Genomic DNA, 16,309 nt, shown 5'->3' on the forward strand with positions numbered 1-16,309 from the left:
CCGTTGACACTATGCAGATAAAGTATTTTACCCGCTATTGGTACTTAGTGTACATCCTTCCAATATTCTTTCTTCAGCAGGTAAGCAATGATGAAGAAGATAAACAGGAAGCCCATCACCCACCAACCGAGCGCTTCACGCTCCAGTTTGACGGGTTCGGCTGAATACACCAGGAAACCGGTGATGTCTTTGGCAACTTGGTCATACTCTTCAGCATTCAGCTTGCCACCATTGGCAACGGTTTCACCGTGTTCATTTTTAACAGGTGTACCTTGCAGCTCCTGCAGCACGTGTGGCATACCCACGGACGGGAACACAGTGTTGTTCACGCCGAAGGGACGGCTTGGGTCCTTATAGAAACCCTTGAGGTAGGAGTAAACCCAATCCTCACCGCGCACACGGGCCACCAGAGTCAGATCCGGAGGAGTAGCACCAAACCACTTGGCTGCATCTTTGGCTGGGATCGCGTTTTCCATCAGCTCACCGATCTTGGCACCGGTGAAGATGTTGTTGGCACGCATATCGTCCAAAGACACGCCCAGATCGGTCGCCACACGTTCATAGCGCTGGTACTGGGTGCTGTGACAGCCTGAGCAATATTGCTGGAACAGGTTCAGACCACGTTGCAACGACTCGGTGTCGTGCAGATCAATATTGGCCTTTTCGAGGTGCACATTGCCGCCGGAAGCAAACGCCAGAACCGGCACCATGGCAACCAATGCAATCAGTAATTTTTTCATTAGTGTGTCACCCTCGTTGGAACTGGCTTGGTCTTTTCATTCTTGCTGTAGAGCCACAGCGCCAGGAAGAAACCAAAATAGGTGATAGTGAAAATACGGGCCACTATGGTCAGGGTCGGGGTTGCAGGTACTGCACCCAGGTAACCCAGAACCACAAATGAAACCGCAAACTGACCAATGTTCAGACGATGCAGCATGCTGCGATAACGCACAGACTTCACCTTACAACGGTCCAGCCAAGGCAGAATGAACAGCACGGCAATGGACAGTCCCATCATCACTACACCGCCCAATTTGTTGGGAACGGCGCGCAGGATGGCGTAGAAAGGAGTGAAGTACCATACAGGCGCAATGTGCTCAGGGGTCTTCATTGGGTTGGCAGCCTCGAAGTTTGGCTTCTCGAGGAAGTAACCACCGCCCTCAGGCATGAAGAACAGCACATAGCAGAACACGATCAGGAAACCGGCCACACCCATGATATCCTTCACTGTGTAGTAAGGATGGAATGGGATACCGTCCAGCGGCCAACCGTTTTCGTCTTTGTTCTTCTTGATCTCGATGCCATCAGGGTTGTTTGAACCCACTTCGTGCAGGGCGATCAGGTGCAGGAACACCAGTACCACCAACACCAGCGGCAGGGCAATCACGTGCAAGGCAAAGAAACGGTTCAGGGTCGCACCGGAGATCACGTAGTCACCACGGATCCACAGGGTCAGGTCGTCACCGATAACAGGGATTGCACCGAACAGGGAGATAATCACCTGGGCGCCCCAGTATGACATTTGTCCCCAAGGCAGCAGGTAACCCATGAAGGCTTCGGCCATCAATACCAGGAAGATCAGCATACCGAACAGCCACAGCAGTTCGCGGGGCTTCTGGTAAGAACCATAGATCAGACCACGGAACATATGCAGATACACCACCACGAAGAAGGCTGATGCCCCGGTGGAGTGCATGTAACGCAGCAGCCAACCGTAATCCACATCACGCATGATGTATTCAACGGAGGCGAAAGCACCTTCGGCGGTTGGCACATAGTTCATGGTCAACCAGATACCTGTCAGCAGCTGGTTAACCAGTACCAGCAGGGCCAGAGAGCCGAAGAAGTACCAGAAGTTGAAGTTGGTGGGTGTCGCATACTGTCCCACGTGACGGTTATAGGTGGCCGTCATCGGGATACGGGCGTCGATCCAATCGATCATGCTCTTGAACATTATGCATTCCCTCCGTCGACACCTATGATGACGTTGGCGTCATCCAGGTATTGGTGTGGTGGAATCACCAGGTTCAATGGAGCTGGAACGCCCTGGAACACGCGGCCGGCCATATCGAACTTGGAACCATGGCATGGACAGAAAAAGCCTGAAGTCACACCTTCAACCTGCTCACCGAACGAATCCGGCAGATAGGTGGGGGAACATCCCAAGTGAGTACAGATACCTACGGCAATGAAGTACTCTGGCTTGATGGAGCGCACACCGTTCTTGGCGTACTCTGGTTGTTGCTCTTCTTCAGAGGCAGGATCACGCAGTTGTTCATCCAGAGCCGGCAGCTCTTTCAGGACCGCTTCGGTGCGGCGGACCACCCATACGGGCTTTCCGCGCCACTCAACACGAATCAACTGGCCTGGTTCCAGCTTACTGATATTTACTTCTACCGGCGCACCTGCAGCTTTCGCTTTGGCACTCGGATTCCATGACTTAATAAAAGGAACCGCGGCCGCGACGGCACCTGCACCACCAACGACGGCGGTTGCGGCTGTCAGGAATCTGCGACGTCCGGTATCGACTGGCGCATTGCTCATCCACATATCTCCCAGAGGGTGTTGGAATTTTTGTTTTATCAAGACCTTAGCATGAGATAAATCCCAGATACCAAGATCAAAGTTTTAGGCGGGGCTCATTATAGCGAAAAACCAGAGCCAGATCATAGTTAAAAGACGTTGGCAGCGAGACCTGAATTGCGATTTTTTGAGCTTGAGTGCAAAAAACGTAATTAATTTTGAATTAATTTAATTGGCCACTTGTTATCGGCGGCCAATCGCGCTTGGTCACTTTTAAGTCAATGGCAGCCATAAAAAAACCGGTCAAGCGACCGGTTTTTCATCTAACCCAGGCTTATTTGGCCTTGGCGTGTTTCATATAGCGGAAGAACTCGCTGTCCGGCTCCAGTACCATGACATTGGAATTGCCATCGAAACTGGCGCGGTAAGCATCCAGGCTACGGACAAAGGCGAAAAATTCCGGATCCTTGTTGTAAGCGTCGGCATAGATCTTGGCTGCTATGGCGTCACCTTCACCGCGGATCACTTCGCCGTTACGCTTGGCTGTAGACAGCTTCACCACCCGGTTGGCGTCCGTGGTTGCACGGATTTTCTCGGCCTCTTCGCGACCTTTTGCCCTGTGTTCCTTGGCTACCGCCTGACGCTCAGCGCGCATGCGCTGGAAGATGCTGGAACTGACGTTGGTTGGCAGGTTGATTTGCTTCACCCGCACGTCCACCACTTCAATACCCAAATCTTCTGCGCTCTTGGCGGCATTGCTCAGGGCCCGGCGCTGCAGTTCATCACGGCTGCTGCCCTCTTGCTCGGCACCTTGACCACTGCGCACTCCGGAAACAATCTCCTTAATGGTGCGCTGACCAAATTCGGTGCGCAAATCACTGTTTATCTTGCGTTGCAACAGCGACTCGGCAAAGGACTTGATACCACCATTGGTGGACAGGTAATACTTTTCAAAATCCTTGATGCGCCACTTGACGTAGGAGTCAACCATCAGGTCTTTCTTCTCCGAGGTCACAAAGCGGTCGGCCGCGCCGTCGAGGGTCTGGATACGGGCATCCAGGTAACGGATCTTGTCGATAACCGGCACCTTGAGATGCAGGCCTGGTCCATAGACCCGGGTGACCGGCTTACCGTCGATATTGTCTTTTACCACTTCACCGAAGCGGGACACTATCGCCCGTTCACCTTCACTGACCACCATCAGGGCCGATGCACTCACGCCCAGGATGGCGGCAATCACTACCAATACAAACTTACTCATGATTATTGCCTCCCCTGGCGACTGCGTTCTTCCCGGGTGGGGCGACCACTCATGGGTGTGCTGCTGACCCGTCCCACAGGATTGGGTACGGAGTTCACTTGCGGCTCACTGGTCTGCATCACATCGCTGCCCACGGCTTCCTGCGATTGGATCATCTTGTCCAACGGCAGGTACATCAGATTGCCGTTATTCTTGGTATCAACCAACACCTTGTTGGTGTCGCCCAATATCCGTTCCATGGTCTCGATGTACAGACGTTGACGGGTCACCTCGGGTGCTGCCTGATATTCGGGCAACAGCTTTTCGAAACGCGCCACGGCACCTTCTGCTTCCTGGATCACCTGCTCCTTGTAGGCGCGGGCATCCTCGCGGATCCTTTGTTCCTGACCACGGGTCTTGGGTTCCACTTCCCGCTTGTAGGCCTCGGCCTCACGGATGAAGCGTTGCTCATCTTCCTGGGCCGCAATCGCGTCGTCGAAGGCATCTTTAACCTCTTCCGGCGGTCTGGCAGGCAGGAAGTTCACATCGATCACGGTCAAACCAAGGTTGTAGGGTTCAATGATGCGCTCAAGTTCAGCCCAGGTATCGGTGCGGATCTTGTCACGGCCCGTGGTGAGAATGTCATCCATGCGGGCATGGCCGACCACGTAGCGCAACGCACTGTCTGTGGCTTCACGCAGACTGGAGTTGGCATCCACGGCACTGAAAAGATATTGATAGGCATTGGTGACCTGGTACTGCACATCCAGTTCCACCTGCACCACGTTTTCGTCTGCGGTCAGCATGCTGCCGGAGGCGGGAATCGAACGGCGGCTGGCCACATCCACGGGCCTGACCTCATCGATAAAGGTCGCCTTCCAGTGCAGGCCGGGGCCGACTTCGCCAATGTGTTGACCGAATCGCAGTGCCACCCCGCGCTCGGCTTCCTTGATGGTGTAAAAACCGGACAGGCCCCAAACAGCCAAGCCCAGACCCAGCACCAGGCTGAGACCGCCAAGGCCGACGCCACCGCCATTGCCATTGCCTTTACCACCAAAACGCTTTGCGAGATTGCGAAAGACTTCGTCCAGATCCGGTGGCCCTTTATCGTTGCCACCTCTGTTTCCCCAAGGGTCGTTACCCTTGTTCCCGGGCTCGTTCCAAGCCATTTAATGCTCCATAATCGGATGATATAAACGAGATTGTTAACAAACTACCCTATCCGTCGCTGTATCGACAATAAAGGTTTCCAACTCACCTTGACTCTGTTTCGCCAGCCGACGCCAATCGGCATCGGCAAGTCGCACAGACAAGATACAGTTCCCCAGATCGTCATACTCTTTCTGCTGTATCGCGTCCAGTCGGTAAAACTGGCCAAGATAATGTCCGGCCTTGGCCGGGATCCTCAGCGTCAGTTCGGCAATGGCCTCGCCCACCAGGTGGGTAATGGCTTTACCGAGCAATTCCAATCCCTGGGACGCTCTGGCGGACAGCCAAACCCGGTAGGGTTTGCCATCCTCGTCATAATCTATTTTGGGCTCAACAGCTTCCAATAGATCGATTTTGTTGTACACGAGCAGCTGAGGGATCTCGTGTGCATCAATTTCTTCCAGTACAGCCTGCACCTGAGCCACGTTGTCATGCATCTTTTCATCGGCACAGTCTATCACGTGCAGCAACAAGTCGGCCTGACGGGTTTCCTGCAGCGTGGCCTTGAATGCCGCCACCAAATCGTGGGGCAAGTGGCGAATAAAACCCACGGTATCGGCCAGGATCACGGCGCCATCGTCCAGTTCCAATTTTCTCAGGGTCGGATCCAGAGTGGCAAACAGTTGATCGGCCGCATACACCTCTGAAGATGTGAGGGCATTGAACAGGGTCGACTTGCCTGCGTTGGTGTAACCCACCAGGGATACGGTGGGCATATCGCTCCGCTGCCGGGCCCGGCGACTTTGTTCCCGCTGCTTGTCGACCTTTTCCAGGCGCTTGTTAATGTGCTTTATCCGATCACGCAGCAAACGGCGGTCGGTCTCCAGCTGGGTTTCCCCCGGACCACGCAAACCTATCCCGCCTTTCTGGCGTTCAAGGTGGGTCCAGCCCCGGACCAGGCGAGTTGACATGTGGCGCAATTGCGCTAGCTCCACCTGCAACTTACCTTCGTGGGTTCGGGCTCGCTGGGCAAAAATATCCAGGATGAGAGTGGTTCTATCCAACACCCGGCACTGACACAGCTGTTCCAGGTTACGCTCCTGAGCCGGGCTCAGGGCGTGGTTGAAAATCACCACATTGGCGTCGGTGGCCGCGACCAGGGCCGCCAATTCTTCGGCCTTGCCGGATCCTACAAAAAATTTACGATCCGGCGCGCGGCGGCTTCCGGTTATCACTCCGACGGCGCGGGCGCCTGCCGATTCCACCAATAGCTGCAGTTCGACAAGATCTTCCCGGCTGTTTTCGTCGGAAAAGTCGATATGGACAAGAACCGCTGTTTCTCCCGCCTCATAACGATCAAACAAGAAGCAAACCCCTTATGACCTTATTCGGCACTGCCATTGTCATCCTGTTGGGCATTGTAGTTGCTGCCACCGCTCTGATGACTGCCAACATTGAATGGGCGGGCAGGCACAACGGTGGAGATGGCGTGCTTGTACACCATCTGGCTGACGGTGTTTTTCAGCAAAATCACGAATTGGTCAAATGACTCAACCTGTCCCTGGAGTTTGATACCGTTAACCAAATAAATAGAAACCGGAACGCGCTCACGGCGCAGTGCGTTCAAAAACGGGTCTTGTAAAGATTGCCCCTTAGCCATTTTTATTTCCTTTTTTATGTAAATTCAAAAACTGCAGCAAGATGGTTTTTTGTTTAGATTGAGTATTATACAGCAAAGGCTAGCCCACTAGCGGCATTGTTGCACAAGTTTCAATAAATTCCCTTCTTCGCCGCTTATCAGCCATTGCAATTCCGGCCATCCGCGCAACCATGTTAATTGACGCTTGGCTAATTGCCTAGTAGCAGCAACAGCTTTTTCGACCATAGTATCATGGTCAAATTCGCCATCGAGATACTGCCAAACCTGGCGGTACCCCACACAACGCATCGAGGGAAGTTCCAGGTGCAGATCGCCCCTGTCTTTCAATCGTTGCACTTCGGCAATCAATCCCTGCGCCAACATTTGCTGAAAGCGAATACCAATCAGTTTGTGCAGCGTCGCCCGCTCTTTCGGGGCAATGGCAAACTGCACCATGTCATAGGGCAAAGCCTCGGCCTTGGTCTCTGTCAGTTCGGTCAGGGTTTTACCACTGATCCTGAACACTTCCAGCGCCCGCGCCAAACGCTGCGGATCGTTGGGATGTATTCTGGCGGCAGATACAGGATCTATGCGCTCCAATTCCTCATGCAGCGCCTGCCAGCCCCGTTGTTCAGCTTCTGCCGCTATCTGTGCCCTGATGCCTTCATCGGCGCTGGGCAGCGGTGACAAGCCTTCAAGCAGCGTCTTGAAGTACATCATGGTGCCCCCCACCAGCAGCGGGGTCTTGCCCTGGGCCAGTGCGGCTTCTATCGCCTGCACTGCGTCACGGCGGAAATCGGCAGCCGAGTAACTTTCACAGGGGTCGAGAATATCCACCAGCGCATGGGGTGCCCGGGCCAGTTCGTCGGCGCTGGGCTTGGCCGTGCCTATATCCATATCACGGTAAATCAGTGCAGAATCGACGGAAATCAGGCTGCAATTGTGATGTTCGGCCAATTCCATTGCCAGTGCGGTCTTGCCTGAGGCGGTTGGCCCCATCAAAAACAGGACTCTGGGTTTGGCTTCAGTCATTCGTTTTCTGCTCTTTCAACCTATTTTCTTCCAGCCCTGAGTCTTCCACCCAAGAGCGCCACGGCAAGCGCTTGCTGCCGGCAAAAATCGGCGCTTGTAATGCTTCAGGCAAGGCCTTGAGCCTGTGCCACAATTCGGGCGCCGCACTAAAGGCCGGTGTAGCTTCGCGACTCAACCAGGCAACCAGGGCTTCCTGGGCCGGCACTTCGGATTTCAACCACTCCAGCAGTTCGGGGATAGCCCTAACCAGCTGGCTGTCCCTGAGATATGGGGGCACTTTTTTGATTATCAACTGCCCGGCACGAATTGTTAGTTCCAGCCCCAGTTGCCGCAGCAGGGTGTCCCGTTCGGTCAATACCTGGGCCCAATCAGCTTCGGCATTGACGGCCACCGGCATCAGCAGCGGCTGTGAGGTTAAGCCGGTTGGCAAGCGCTGACCAATCTCTTGCTTCAGCAGTGCCTTGGCGCAATCGGCAAGGGATAGCAATTCGAGATTGTCGCCTTCTGTAAGCACCCAAAATTGGCCTGCCAATAACGGTGGCATACCATGGGTGACCACGGGTTCTGCGGCACTCGGTTGCCCGGGCGTATGCAAGAGTTCGGCATAGCTTGCGACCGCGCTTCTTGGCGGCGGACTCAGTTGTTCGCGCACATATTGACGCCCCTGCCCCGTACTGCCACTGCCTGAGGTTCCGTGGCCGGTATAATCGCCACCCTTGTACGCACCAAAGCCATAAGCTGCCGGCTCCCTGTGTGGTGCCGGCGTATCACTCTCGGACCAGGGTTCCCTTGGGCTTGGTACCGGTGCAAAGTCGCGGGTCTGAGGCACTGGCGTGTGCCCCAGCGGCAGCTCCTGCAGCTGTGCCAGGGCCGATTGCAGTACCTGCAGAATAAAATCATGCACATATCTGGCTTGGTGGAACCGCACTTCATGTTTTGCCGGATGCACGTTTACGTCCACCTGGTGGGGATCCAAACTCAACATCAGCACATAACCGGGTTGCTCCGCTTCGCCATGGGGTGCAAAGGCCTGGCGCACCGCATGATTCACCAGCCTATCTCTGACCAAGCGGCCATTGACATAAAAATAATGGCAGTCCACGGCCTGCTGCGAATGTGGATGCTGTAAATACCCGGTCAAATGCAAACCATCGTGTAGACAATCAACCTTTATGGCCTGATCGGCAAAAGGTTTACCACTGACCTGAGCCAAGCGTTGCAGATACTGGTTATCGCTATTGGCTGGACGATACTGGCGCACCAACTTGCCATTGTGACTCAGGGTGAAATGGATATCGGCACGCACCAGGGCAATACGCTTAAGCCATTCATCTATGTGGGTAAATTCGGTCTTGTCACTCTTGAGAAAACGACGCCTTGCCGGCGTATTGAAGAACAGATCCACCACATCTATGCTGCTGCCCCGGGGATGGGCGGCGGGGATCACCTTGACCGCCATCTCAGAGCCTTCGGCATAGGCCTGCCAGGCTTCGGACTGCTCGGCGGTGCGCGAGGTGAGTGTCAATCGCGATACCGAGCTGATACTGGCCAGGGCTTCACCGCGAAACCCAAAACTCAGAATGGCTTCCAAATCTTCCAGGCTATGCACCTTGGAGGTGGCATGGCGGGCCAGGGCCAGCGCCAATTCGTCTTTGGGAATGCCGCTGCCATTATCGCGAATACGGATAAGCTTGCTGCCGCCCTTTTCAATTTCGATATCGATACGGCTGGCGCCGGCATCCAGGCTGTTTTCCACCAGCTCTTTGACCACGGAAGCCGGCCTTTCAACCACCTCACCTGCTGCAATCTGGTTGGCAAGCTGAGGTGGCAAAATCTGAATTGCCATCAAAAATCCTTAACTCAGGCGCCGGGGATCAGCAGTTGCTGGCCAATGCGCACTGTATCAGTGCTGAGGTTGTTGGCCTGCTTAAGACTGCTGACCGACACATTGTAGCGCGAGGCGATCACCGACAGGGACTCCCCCTTTTTGACCTTATGCTTGATAACTGCCTTTTTGGCCATCAGGGTGTCGACCGGGGCATTGGCTTCAAAGTAGCGCACAACACCGGTATAAATGGCGTTAGCCAATTTTTCCTGGTGGCCGGCGCTGGTCAGCAGTCGCTCTTCCTTGGGGTTGGAGATAAAACCAGTTTCCACCAAAATGGAGGGGATATCGGGTGCCTTGAGTACCGCCAGGCTGGCGGACTCCGGCCGGGGTTTATGCAGTTCCGTCACCCGGTCCAGATCCTTGAGCACGTCGGAGGCGACCGAGTGGCTGATGGCCATGGATCTGTCCATGGACATGTCCAGCAATGTCATCGCCAGATACTGCTCGTTATCCGTGTTCTGGATAATTTCACCGGCGCCACCGAGCAGCTCCGAATGTTTTTCCTTTTGTTCCAACCAGCGACCGATTTCGGTATTGGCCCGGCGCATGGACAATACCCAAACCGAGGCCCCTTTGGGCTGCGGTGAGGTAAAGGCGTCGGCATGAATGGATACCAGCAGATCCGCCTTGCTCTTGCGCGCCAGCTCGGAGCGCTTGTTGAGGTTAACGAAGTAATCACCGCTGCGGGTCATCACCGCCTTCATCCCGGGTGTGGCATTGATCTTCTCGGCCACCCGTTTGGCGATGGGCAGCACTACTTTCTTCTCGTACATACCCGATGGACCAATGGAGCCGGGGTCGTCACCACCGTGACCGGCATCCACCGCTACGATAATGTCGCGCAGACTGCTGTTGGGCGCCGCTATGGTTTTGGCCTGAACACTGCTGTCTTCCAGGTCCACCACCAAGCGGTTGCCGTAGGGTGCCGTGGGCGCCAGGGCGAACAAATTCGCCTTGACCGACTTTTGCAGGTCAATTACCAACCTGAGGGTGCCCTTGGTTTCAGGCTTGCTGATCCTGACCTTTTTAACCAGCTTACTGTTGTTGGCAAGCTTATTCAGGTCCAGCTTGGTACTGGTGGACTTGAGATCCACCACCAGACGCTCCGGTTGATTCAAACTGAAGGAGCTGTATTCGGGCGCCGCGCTGAGATCGAACACCACCCGGGTCGATTCGGGTGCGGCCCAAATTCTGACGCCCTCAAGCTTATTGGCCGCCAGTGCCGGCGCAGCCGCTAGCACAATCAGGAAGGAAGAAAGTAACTTAAAGATATTTTTAATATTTTTATTCATTACTTAAGGCTGTTTATCAAGGCATCGCCGGCGGCAGTCGCCGACGTCAAAATCAGTTCCCGTCCACTATTAGCATATTTCAGCTGTAGCTGTATATCCGCAGCCGGTAGCAGTCCCTGACCGCGTTCGGGCCACTCCACTATGCACAGACTATTGGGCGTGAAGTAATCTCGAATTCCCATAAATTCGAGTTCTTCGGGATCTGCCAGGCGATAGAGATCAAAATGATATACTTCGACATCCGGCAGTTCATAGGGTTCCACCAGGGTATAAGTAGGGCTTTTGACCGCGCCCTGGTGGCCAAGAGACTGGATCAGCCCACGGCTGAAGGTGGTCTTGCCGGCACCGAGTTCACCACTCAGGTACAGCACAAGTGGCGGCTTGAGGGCCGCAGCCAGACGGCGACCCAGCGCTATGGTGTCTTCTTCGGAAGCTAAATAAATGCGTGTTTCTGTCATTTAGGCGTTCAAATTGCTGCATTGGCGCCGGAGCGCACTCCGGCCGCCGGCAAAATTTCCGCCTAGATTAAATCACTATTGACCAATTGGCGAATAAAAGGCATCAAATCGCTGGCGAGCATGCCGCGTTCACCGGCTGCCGCCGCCAGATCGGCGGCCTCACCATGGACCACAACCCCGGCAATGGTCGCCGTCATGGGGGCTAAGCCCTGTGCCATCAAAGCGGCGATAATACCGGATAACACATCTCCACAACCACCACTTGCCAATCCCGGATTGCCTACCGGGGCCACCACCACTTGCTCGCCATCACAGATGAGGGTCCCGGCGCCTTTCAGCAGCACCACGCCACCATAGGTTTGTTGCAATTTCTGCACCGCCGCAAACCTGTCCTGCTCCACCTCGGCAACACTCATATCAAGCAAGCGGGCGGCTTCTCCCGGGTGCGGTGTCAGCACCCAGTTCTGCTGCCGCCTGGGCTCCTTGGCGAGGAAGTTCAGTGCGTCGGCGTCGAGCACGCAGGGTTTATCGCTCATTCCCACGGCTTTAAACAGGTTATAACCCCAGTCATCCCGCCCAAGCCCGGGACCAAGTACCAAGACATCCGCCCAGCCCAACCGCAGATAAACCTCCATGTCCACCAGTTCACAGCCCCAGAACATCAGTTCGGGGCGATTGGCGTTAACGGTCAACTGGTGCTCCGGCTGACTTATCACAGTCACCAGACCGGCACCGGCACGCAAACAGGCCTCACCGGCCAGCCTCACGGCTCCGGCCATACCGTGATTGCCGCCCATCACAGTCACCTTGCCCGATTGCCCTTTGTGGCTGTCACGGGGGCGGCGCCCCAATAGATCCTTCAGAAACCGACCATCGACCCGCTGTGCCGACGGGGTCTCCTGCGACAATGCCGCTTCCAGCCCCAATGAGGCCAGACGCACTTCGCCCGCAAAATGCCTGGCCCTTGAGGTAAACAGCCCCTGCTTGAGGCCACCAAAGCTCAGGGTCATATCAGCACATACGGCGATGGGATTAACGTTGCCGGTATCGGCATCCACCCCGGAGGGCAGATCCAGACTGAGCACCCAGGCACCACTGGCGTTGATATCCTGAATTATCCCGGCCATTGCAGCCCTGAGTTCACCATTGGTTCCACTGCCGAGCAGGCCATCTATGATGACTTCGGCGCCATCCAGCGCTTCTTTGCTGTAGGGCTCCACCACGCCACCGGCAGCTTCAAAGGACTTTTGGGCCCGGCGGTGTTCCACCGTTTTGCCGTCGGCACTCGCCAGTACCCGCAGCGGCAGTCCCCGCTCAAGCATCAACCTCGCCAAGGCCAGCGCATCGGCGCCGTTATTGCCGCTGCCGGCCAGCAGCACGGTTTGCAACCCCAGCCTGGATTCCAGGCGCAACAAGGCCAGCGCCGCATCGGCAGCCTGTTCCACCAATTGATAAAGGGCATCACTGTCCCCTTGGCATACTGCAAATTCGGCTTGGCGTATCTGTTCTCGCCGATACAGGGCCATAGGTAAGCTGGACACTGAATTTGGCATTGGGAATCCCCTGAATATTTAACGAATTATTGATCCGGATCCCGTCATTTTCTGGCACCGCCCCATGATGGTTTCTACACTTTAGTCTAGGAGCTTTCTTCCTCCACTTTCATGGAGCTTACCGATGGCTAGCATTAGGATGATGCTGATTACACTGCTGATACTCGCTCTGGCCGTATTGCTGCTCAGTCTGCCGCTGTATTCCAATATCCTGATAGAGGCATTATTGATCATCTGCATACTGCTGGTAGCGTTCGGTCTTTACCGCGCCATCTCCCAACCCATCCAGGATAAGGATGACGATACCCAGTGACGGATCCGCTCAACCTACCAGAGCCGCAGAGCTGAATTCTTTGACCCAGGTCATGCTTTTAACGCTTTTTGAGATCAAACAGGCACAAAAAAACCGGTATGACATACCGGTTTTTCTATAATTACCGCCCTTGTGGTAATGGCTAGATATCTTCCATCCTCTGGGCGCTGTGTACCAGTCTCTGCTGCTGCACCCGCTCGACCCGCACCAGATCCTCAAGCATGCTGCAGGTATCACTGTGCGCAGATTTTTGCGCCAGCATCTCAAGCAAGGCAATCAGACGATTTTCCAGATCAAGATGCAGTGCCAACACATCTTCAGAATTCATATTTGCCGGCAGCATCAGGGCCTGACAGCGATGCAGAAAATCCTCAAACTCCACGTCCTTGTACCAGACGTCGAGGCTCCCGGGTTGGGCTTGATCTATATAGTCCTCCATGGCCTGGGCTATATGGACCTGCTGTTTCTGTAAATACCCCAAAAGCAATTTCACCCTGGAGGCATCAGCCTGCTGCTGCAACCGGCCATACAGTAAGGCCATATCCTGACGGCAATGCACCAGGTAATCGAGCCATTCTTTCAGTTGTTGCATTCTCATCATGCCTGCTCCGGTAGCGCTTGGGCCAAACTTCATCAGATTATGGTGATATTATGCGAGCTATCGAAAATGAAAGATTTGCGCCAGTTCAAGTTTCCGCTGCAAGCGCGAAAATAGGCGGTCACGGCAAATGTCAGCCGTTGATTAACGCTTTGCTGAATCAAGTAAAATTGGGGGGGAAAGTAGAGAGAATTGGAGCGACATATCGGGTTCGAACCGATGACCTATACCTTGGCAAGGTATCGCTCTACCAACTGAGCTAATGTCGCATCGCATGCAGCTTTAAAGATGCCGCCAATCTGAATTTTGGAGCGACATATCGGGTTCGAACCGATGACCTATACCTTGGCAAGGTATCGCTCTACCAACTGAGCTAATGTCGCATCGCATGCAGCTTTAAAGATGCCGCTAATCTGAAATTTGGAGCGACATATCGGGTTCGAACCGATGACCTATACCTTGGCAAGGTATCGCTCTACCAACTGAGCTAATGTCGCATCGCATGCAGCTTTAAAGATGCCGCTAATCTGAAATTTGGAGCGACATATCGGGTTCGAACCGATGACCTATACCTTGGCAAGGTATCGCTCTACCAACTGAGCTAATGTCGCATCGCATGCAGCTTTAAAGATGCCGCTAATCTGAAATTTGGAGCGACATATCGGGTTCGAACCGATGACCTATACCTTGGCAAGGTATCGCTCTACCAACTGAGCTAATGTCGCATCTCTTGACATCTTGCTGCTATCACTGTTTTCAGGCATCAACCTTTCCAACGGTAACCGAGCTAATGTCATATCGCATCTTTATCGCTATTCACGAGCCAGCGCAAAGACGAGGCCGCATTATATGAAAATTTCATTGGCCTGCAACCCCCATTTTGCGCTTTCGCTATCAATCGCTCAAATTTTAAATACCTTGTCCCGGTAGAACTTGAGCTCGGCAATGGACTCCTGAATATCCATCAGGGCCTGATGGCTGCCTTGTTTGCTGAAACCTTTCATCACCTCTGGCTGCCAACGCTTAACCAACTCTTTGATTGTACTGACATCAATATTGCGATAGTGAAAGAAGTCTTCCAGTTCACGCATGTACTTGTTCAGGAAACGTCTGTCCTGACCTATGCTGTTGCCACACATGGGTGACGCGCCCTTGGGCACATGCTGTTCCAGAAAGGCAATGGTCTCGGCCACGGCCTGGGCTTCATCCACCTTGCTGGCCTTGACCCTGTCAATCAGGCCGGAGGCACCATGATGCGTCTGGTTCCACTCGTCCATGGCCGCCAATACCTCATCGGATTGATGAATAGCCAATACCGGTCCCTGCGCAATAATATTCAGCTCTTGATCTGTCACCAGGGTGGCAATTTCCAGCACTCGGTCAACCTCGGGCTCAAGCCCGGTCATTTCCAGATCTATCCAAATAAGATTTCTCGCATCCGCAGTCATATACCTGCCTCAAAGTATCCAGGGGCCTTAATTTCAGGCTTTTTAATCAAAGACCGTGTATCATACTGCTTTTTATAGCAACACAACATCATCTAATTGACGAAGACACCCTGTGAGTAAAAAGAAACCCCTGAGCCACGGTCAATTGCGCCGGATGCGGGCCAATCACGAGAAACGCCTGAGCCGCGGCAGCACGGAAAATCAACTTACTGAAATTAATGATAGTTCCCTCGGCCAGGAGCAGGCGGCAACTGTGATTTCCCGTTTCGGTCAACACGCCGATGTGGAGACCCAGGACGGCGAGCAGGTTCGTTGCAATATCCGCCGCACCATAGCCAGCCTGGTAACCGGCGACAAGGTCATAGTGCGTCTGAGCACAGAGTCTGGTTCAGCAATTGGCGGCGTGGTTGAGGCCGTGCATCCCCGCCACTCCACCCTGACCCGCCCCGACCTCTATGACGGGGTCAAGATTATTGCCGCCAACATAGACCAGATTTTGATAGTGTCTTCCGTGGTACCGGCTTTCACCACCCAGATCATCGATCGTTATCTGGTGGCCGCCGAAGATACCGGCATTGAGCCCACCATCATACTGAACAAGACAGATCTCTTGCCGCCGGAACAGGAGCCGGAGATCGAGGCAGCGCTGCAACGCTATCAGGCCATAGGCTACCGGGTGTTTCGCCTCAGCAGCAAAACCGGTGAAGGTATCGACGACATCAAGCATTTGCTCGACGGTAAGGTCAGCATCTTTGTCGGCCAGTCCGGTGTTGGCAAGTCTTCCATAGTTAACTCGCTGCTGCCGGAAGCCGAACTGCTCACCGGCGCCGTATCCGAAACCTCGGGGCTGGGCCAGCACACCACCACCACCTCCAAATTGCTGCACTTGCCCAGCGGCGGCGATCTGATAGATTCTCCCGGCGTGCGCGAATTTGCCCTCTGGCATCTGCCGGCGGACAGGGTTGGCTGGTGTTTTGTGGAGTTTCGCGACTTCCTCGGCACCTGCAAATTCCGTGACTGCAAGCACCTGGACGATCCGGGTTGTGCCCTGAAGGTTGCCCTGGCCGAGGGTAAGATCAGCGAAGACAGATTCAATAATTATCACAGGATCATCGCCAGCCTGGACGAACAGCGCCATGCCCGCTATTTTCGTGGCAGCGAAGACTAAGACGATTT

The 16,309-nt window shown here is 54.4% G+C and carries 16 protein-coding genes and 5 tRNA genes; 2 read left to right on the forward strand and 19 right to left on the reverse strand.

The annotated features are described in order from the left end of the window. Positions 1-44: 44 nt before the first annotated feature. The 12 genes from JYB85_RS15325 to JYB85_RS15380 all read right to left on the reverse strand — a co-directional run bounded on the left by JYB85_RS15325 (position 45) and on the right by JYB85_RS15380 (position 12,774). Positions 45-740 (reverse strand): cytochrome c1, encoded by a 696-nt coding sequence (locus JYB85_RS15325; protein ID WP_207379985.1) that lies wholly within the window; start codon positions 738-740, stop codon positions 45-47. Continuing rightward, positions 740-1,954, reverse strand: a complete 1,215-nt coding sequence (locus tag JYB85_RS15330; protein WP_207379986.1) for a cytochrome b — start codon at positions 1,952-1,954, stop codon at positions 740-742. The genes JYB85_RS15325 and JYB85_RS15330 overlap by 1 nt, the downstream gene beginning before the upstream one ends. Next, positions 1,954-2,544: a ubiquinol-cytochrome c reductase iron-sulfur subunit gene (petA, locus tag JYB85_RS15335; RefSeq protein ID WP_207379987.1), complete on the reverse strand. Its 591-nt coding sequence runs from the start codon at positions 2,542-2,544 to the stop codon at positions 1,954-1,956. Before petA ends, JYB85_RS15330 begins: the two co-directional genes overlap by 1 nt. Before the next feature lie 313 nt (positions 2,545-2,857). After that, positions 2,858-3,784 carry a protease modulator HflC gene (hflC, locus tag JYB85_RS15340; protein WP_207379988.1) on the reverse strand — a complete coding sequence of 309 codons (927 nt, stop codon included), beginning with the start codon at positions 3,782-3,784 and terminating at the stop codon, positions 2,858-2,860. Positions 3,785-3,786: 2 nt separating this feature from the next. Continuing rightward, positions 3,787-4,932, reverse strand: coding sequence for an FtsH protease activity modulator HflK (gene hflK / locus JYB85_RS15345; protein ID WP_207379989.1), 1,146 nt, complete (start codon positions 4,930-4,932; stop codon positions 3,787-3,789). A 36-nt stretch (positions 4,933-4,968) separates the two neighbouring features. After that, on the reverse strand, positions 4,969-6,276 hold the full coding sequence (gene hflX / locus JYB85_RS15350; protein WP_207379990.1) for a ribosome rescue GTPase HflX: 1,308 nt from the start codon (positions 6,274-6,276) through the stop codon (positions 4,969-4,971). A gap of 20 nt (positions 6,277-6,296) precedes the next feature. Further along, entirely contained in the window at positions 6,297-6,572 is a 276-nt protein-coding gene (gene hfq, locus JYB85_RS15355; protein WP_207320820.1) for an RNA chaperone Hfq, read from the reverse strand. Positions 6,573-6,659: 87 nt separating this feature from the next. Then, entirely contained in the window at positions 6,660-7,583 is a 924-nt protein-coding gene (gene miaA, locus JYB85_RS15360; protein WP_207379991.1) for a tRNA (adenosine(37)-N6)-dimethylallyltransferase MiaA, read from the reverse strand. Further along, positions 7,576-9,429 (reverse strand): DNA mismatch repair endonuclease MutL, encoded by a 1,854-nt coding sequence (mutL, locus tag JYB85_RS15365; RefSeq protein ID WP_207379992.1) that lies wholly within the window; start codon positions 9,427-9,429, stop codon positions 7,576-7,578. Before mutL ends, miaA begins: the two co-directional genes overlap by 8 nt. A 14-nt stretch (positions 9,430-9,443) precedes the next feature. Next, the gene (locus tag JYB85_RS15370; protein WP_207379993.1) at positions 9,444-10,763 is read right to left on the reverse strand and encodes an N-acetylmuramoyl-L-alanine amidase; all 1,320 of its coding nucleotides are present in this window, start codon (positions 10,761-10,763) and stop codon (positions 9,444-9,446) included. Beyond that, complete coding sequence (tsaE, locus tag JYB85_RS15375) at positions 10,763-11,221, reverse strand: tRNA (adenosine(37)-N6)-threonylcarbamoyltransferase complex ATPase subunit type 1 TsaE (protein WP_207379994.1); 459 nt, start codon at positions 11,219-11,221, stop codon at positions 10,763-10,765. The genes JYB85_RS15370 and tsaE overlap by 1 nt, the downstream gene beginning before the upstream one ends. Before the next feature lie 62 nt (positions 11,222-11,283). After that, the gene (locus tag JYB85_RS15380) at positions 11,284-12,774 is read right to left on the reverse strand and encodes an NAD(P)H-hydrate dehydratase (protein WP_207379995.1); all 1,491 of its coding nucleotides are present in this window, start codon (positions 12,772-12,774) and stop codon (positions 11,284-11,286) included. Positions 12,775-12,898: 124 nt separating this feature from the next. Between JYB85_RS15380 and JYB85_RS15385 the strand changes: the two genes are divergently transcribed. Further along, positions 12,899-13,087, forward strand: a complete 189-nt coding sequence (locus JYB85_RS15385) for a hypothetical protein (protein ID WP_207323300.1) — start codon at positions 12,899-12,901, stop codon at positions 13,085-13,087. Between the two features lie 142 nt (positions 13,088-13,229). On the opposite strand, the gene JYB85_RS15390 is transcribed toward JYB85_RS15385, so the two are convergent. From JYB85_RS15390 to orn, 7 genes are all read right to left on the reverse strand, one after another. Beyond that, on the reverse strand, positions 13,230-13,685 hold the full coding sequence (locus tag JYB85_RS15390; RefSeq protein ID WP_207323254.1) for a hypothetical protein: 456 nt from the start codon (positions 13,683-13,685) through the stop codon (positions 13,230-13,232). A 193-nt stretch (positions 13,686-13,878) separates the two neighbouring features. Then, positions 13,879-13,954 (reverse strand) — tRNA-Gly (locus JYB85_RS15395). 38 nt (positions 13,955-13,992) lie between these two features. Further along, positions 13,993-14,068, reverse strand: a tRNA-Gly gene (locus tag JYB85_RS15400). A 38-nt stretch (positions 14,069-14,106) separates the two neighbouring features. Continuing rightward, positions 14,107-14,182, reverse strand: a tRNA-Gly gene (locus JYB85_RS15405). 38 nt (positions 14,183-14,220) lie between these two features. Beyond that, positions 14,221-14,296, reverse strand: a tRNA-Gly gene (locus tag JYB85_RS15410). Between the two features lie 38 nt (positions 14,297-14,334). After that, positions 14,335-14,410, reverse strand: a tRNA-Gly gene (locus JYB85_RS15415). Positions 14,411-14,587: 177 nt separating this feature from the next. Continuing rightward, a complete protein-coding gene (orn, locus tag JYB85_RS15420; RefSeq protein WP_207320826.1) occupies positions 14,588-15,133 on the reverse strand; it encodes an oligoribonuclease in 546 nt (181 codons plus the stop codon). 112 nt (positions 15,134-15,245) lie between these two features. Between orn and rsgA the strand changes: the two genes are divergently transcribed. Next, on the forward strand, positions 15,246-16,301 hold the full coding sequence (gene rsgA, locus JYB85_RS15425; protein WP_207379996.1) for a small ribosomal subunit biogenesis GTPase RsgA: 1,056 nt from the start codon (positions 15,246-15,248) through the stop codon (positions 16,299-16,301). Positions 16,302-16,309: the final 8 nt, after the last annotated feature.

This window comes from Shewanella sedimentimangrovi (assembly GCF_017354965.1).
In the GTDB taxonomy this organism is placed as follows: Bacteria; Pseudomonadota; Gammaproteobacteria; order Enterobacterales; family Shewanellaceae; genus Shewanella; species Shewanella cyperi.

Coding starts and splice junctions, on each gene's coding strand:
- JYB85_RS15325 (WP_207379985.1), bottom strand. CDS start 740: ATGAAAAAATTACTGATTGCATTGGTTGCCATGGTGCCGGTTCTGGCG.
- JYB85_RS15330 (WP_207379986.1), bottom strand. CDS start 1,954: ATGTTCAAGAGCATGATCGATTGGATCGACGCCCGTATCCCGATGACG.
- petA (WP_207379987.1), bottom strand. CDS start 2,544: ATGAGCAATGCGCCAGTCGATACCGGACGTCGCAGATTCCTGACAGCC.
- hflC (WP_207379988.1), bottom strand. CDS start 3,784: ATGAGTAAGTTTGTATTGGTAGTGATTGCCGCCATCCTGGGCGTGAGT.
- hflK (WP_207379989.1), bottom strand. CDS start 4,932: ATGGCTTGGAACGAGCCCGGGAACAAGGGTAACGACCCTTGGGGAAAC.
- hfq (WP_207320820.1), bottom strand. CDS start 6,572: ATGGCTAAGGGGCAATCTTTACAAGACCCGTTTTTGAACGCACTGCGC.
- miaA (WP_207379991.1), bottom strand. CDS start 7,583: ATGACTGAAGCCAAACCCAGAGTCCTGTTTTTGATGGGGCCAACCGCC.
- mutL (WP_207379992.1), bottom strand. CDS start 9,429: ATGGCAATTCAGATTTTGCCACCTCAGCTTGCCAACCAGATTGCAGCA.
- JYB85_RS15370 (WP_207379993.1), bottom strand. CDS start 10,763: ATGAATAAAAATATTAAAAATATCTTTAAGTTACTTTCTTCCTTCCTG.
- tsaE (WP_207379994.1), bottom strand. CDS start 11,221: ATGACAGAAACACGCATTTATTTAGCTTCCGAAGAAGACACCATAGCG.
- JYB85_RS15380 (WP_207379995.1), bottom strand. CDS start 12,774: ATGCCAAATTCAGTGTCCAGCTTACCTATGGCCCTGTATCGGCGAGAA.
- JYB85_RS15385 (WP_207323300.1), top strand. CDS start 12,899: ATGGCTAGCATTAGGATGATGCTGATTACACTGCTGATACTCGCTCTG.
- JYB85_RS15390 (WP_207323254.1), bottom strand. CDS start 13,685: ATGAGAATGCAACAACTGAAAGAATGGCTCGATTACCTGGTGCATTGC.
- orn (WP_207320826.1), bottom strand. CDS start 15,133: ATGACTGCGGATGCGAGAAATCTTATTTGGATAGATCTGGAAATGACC.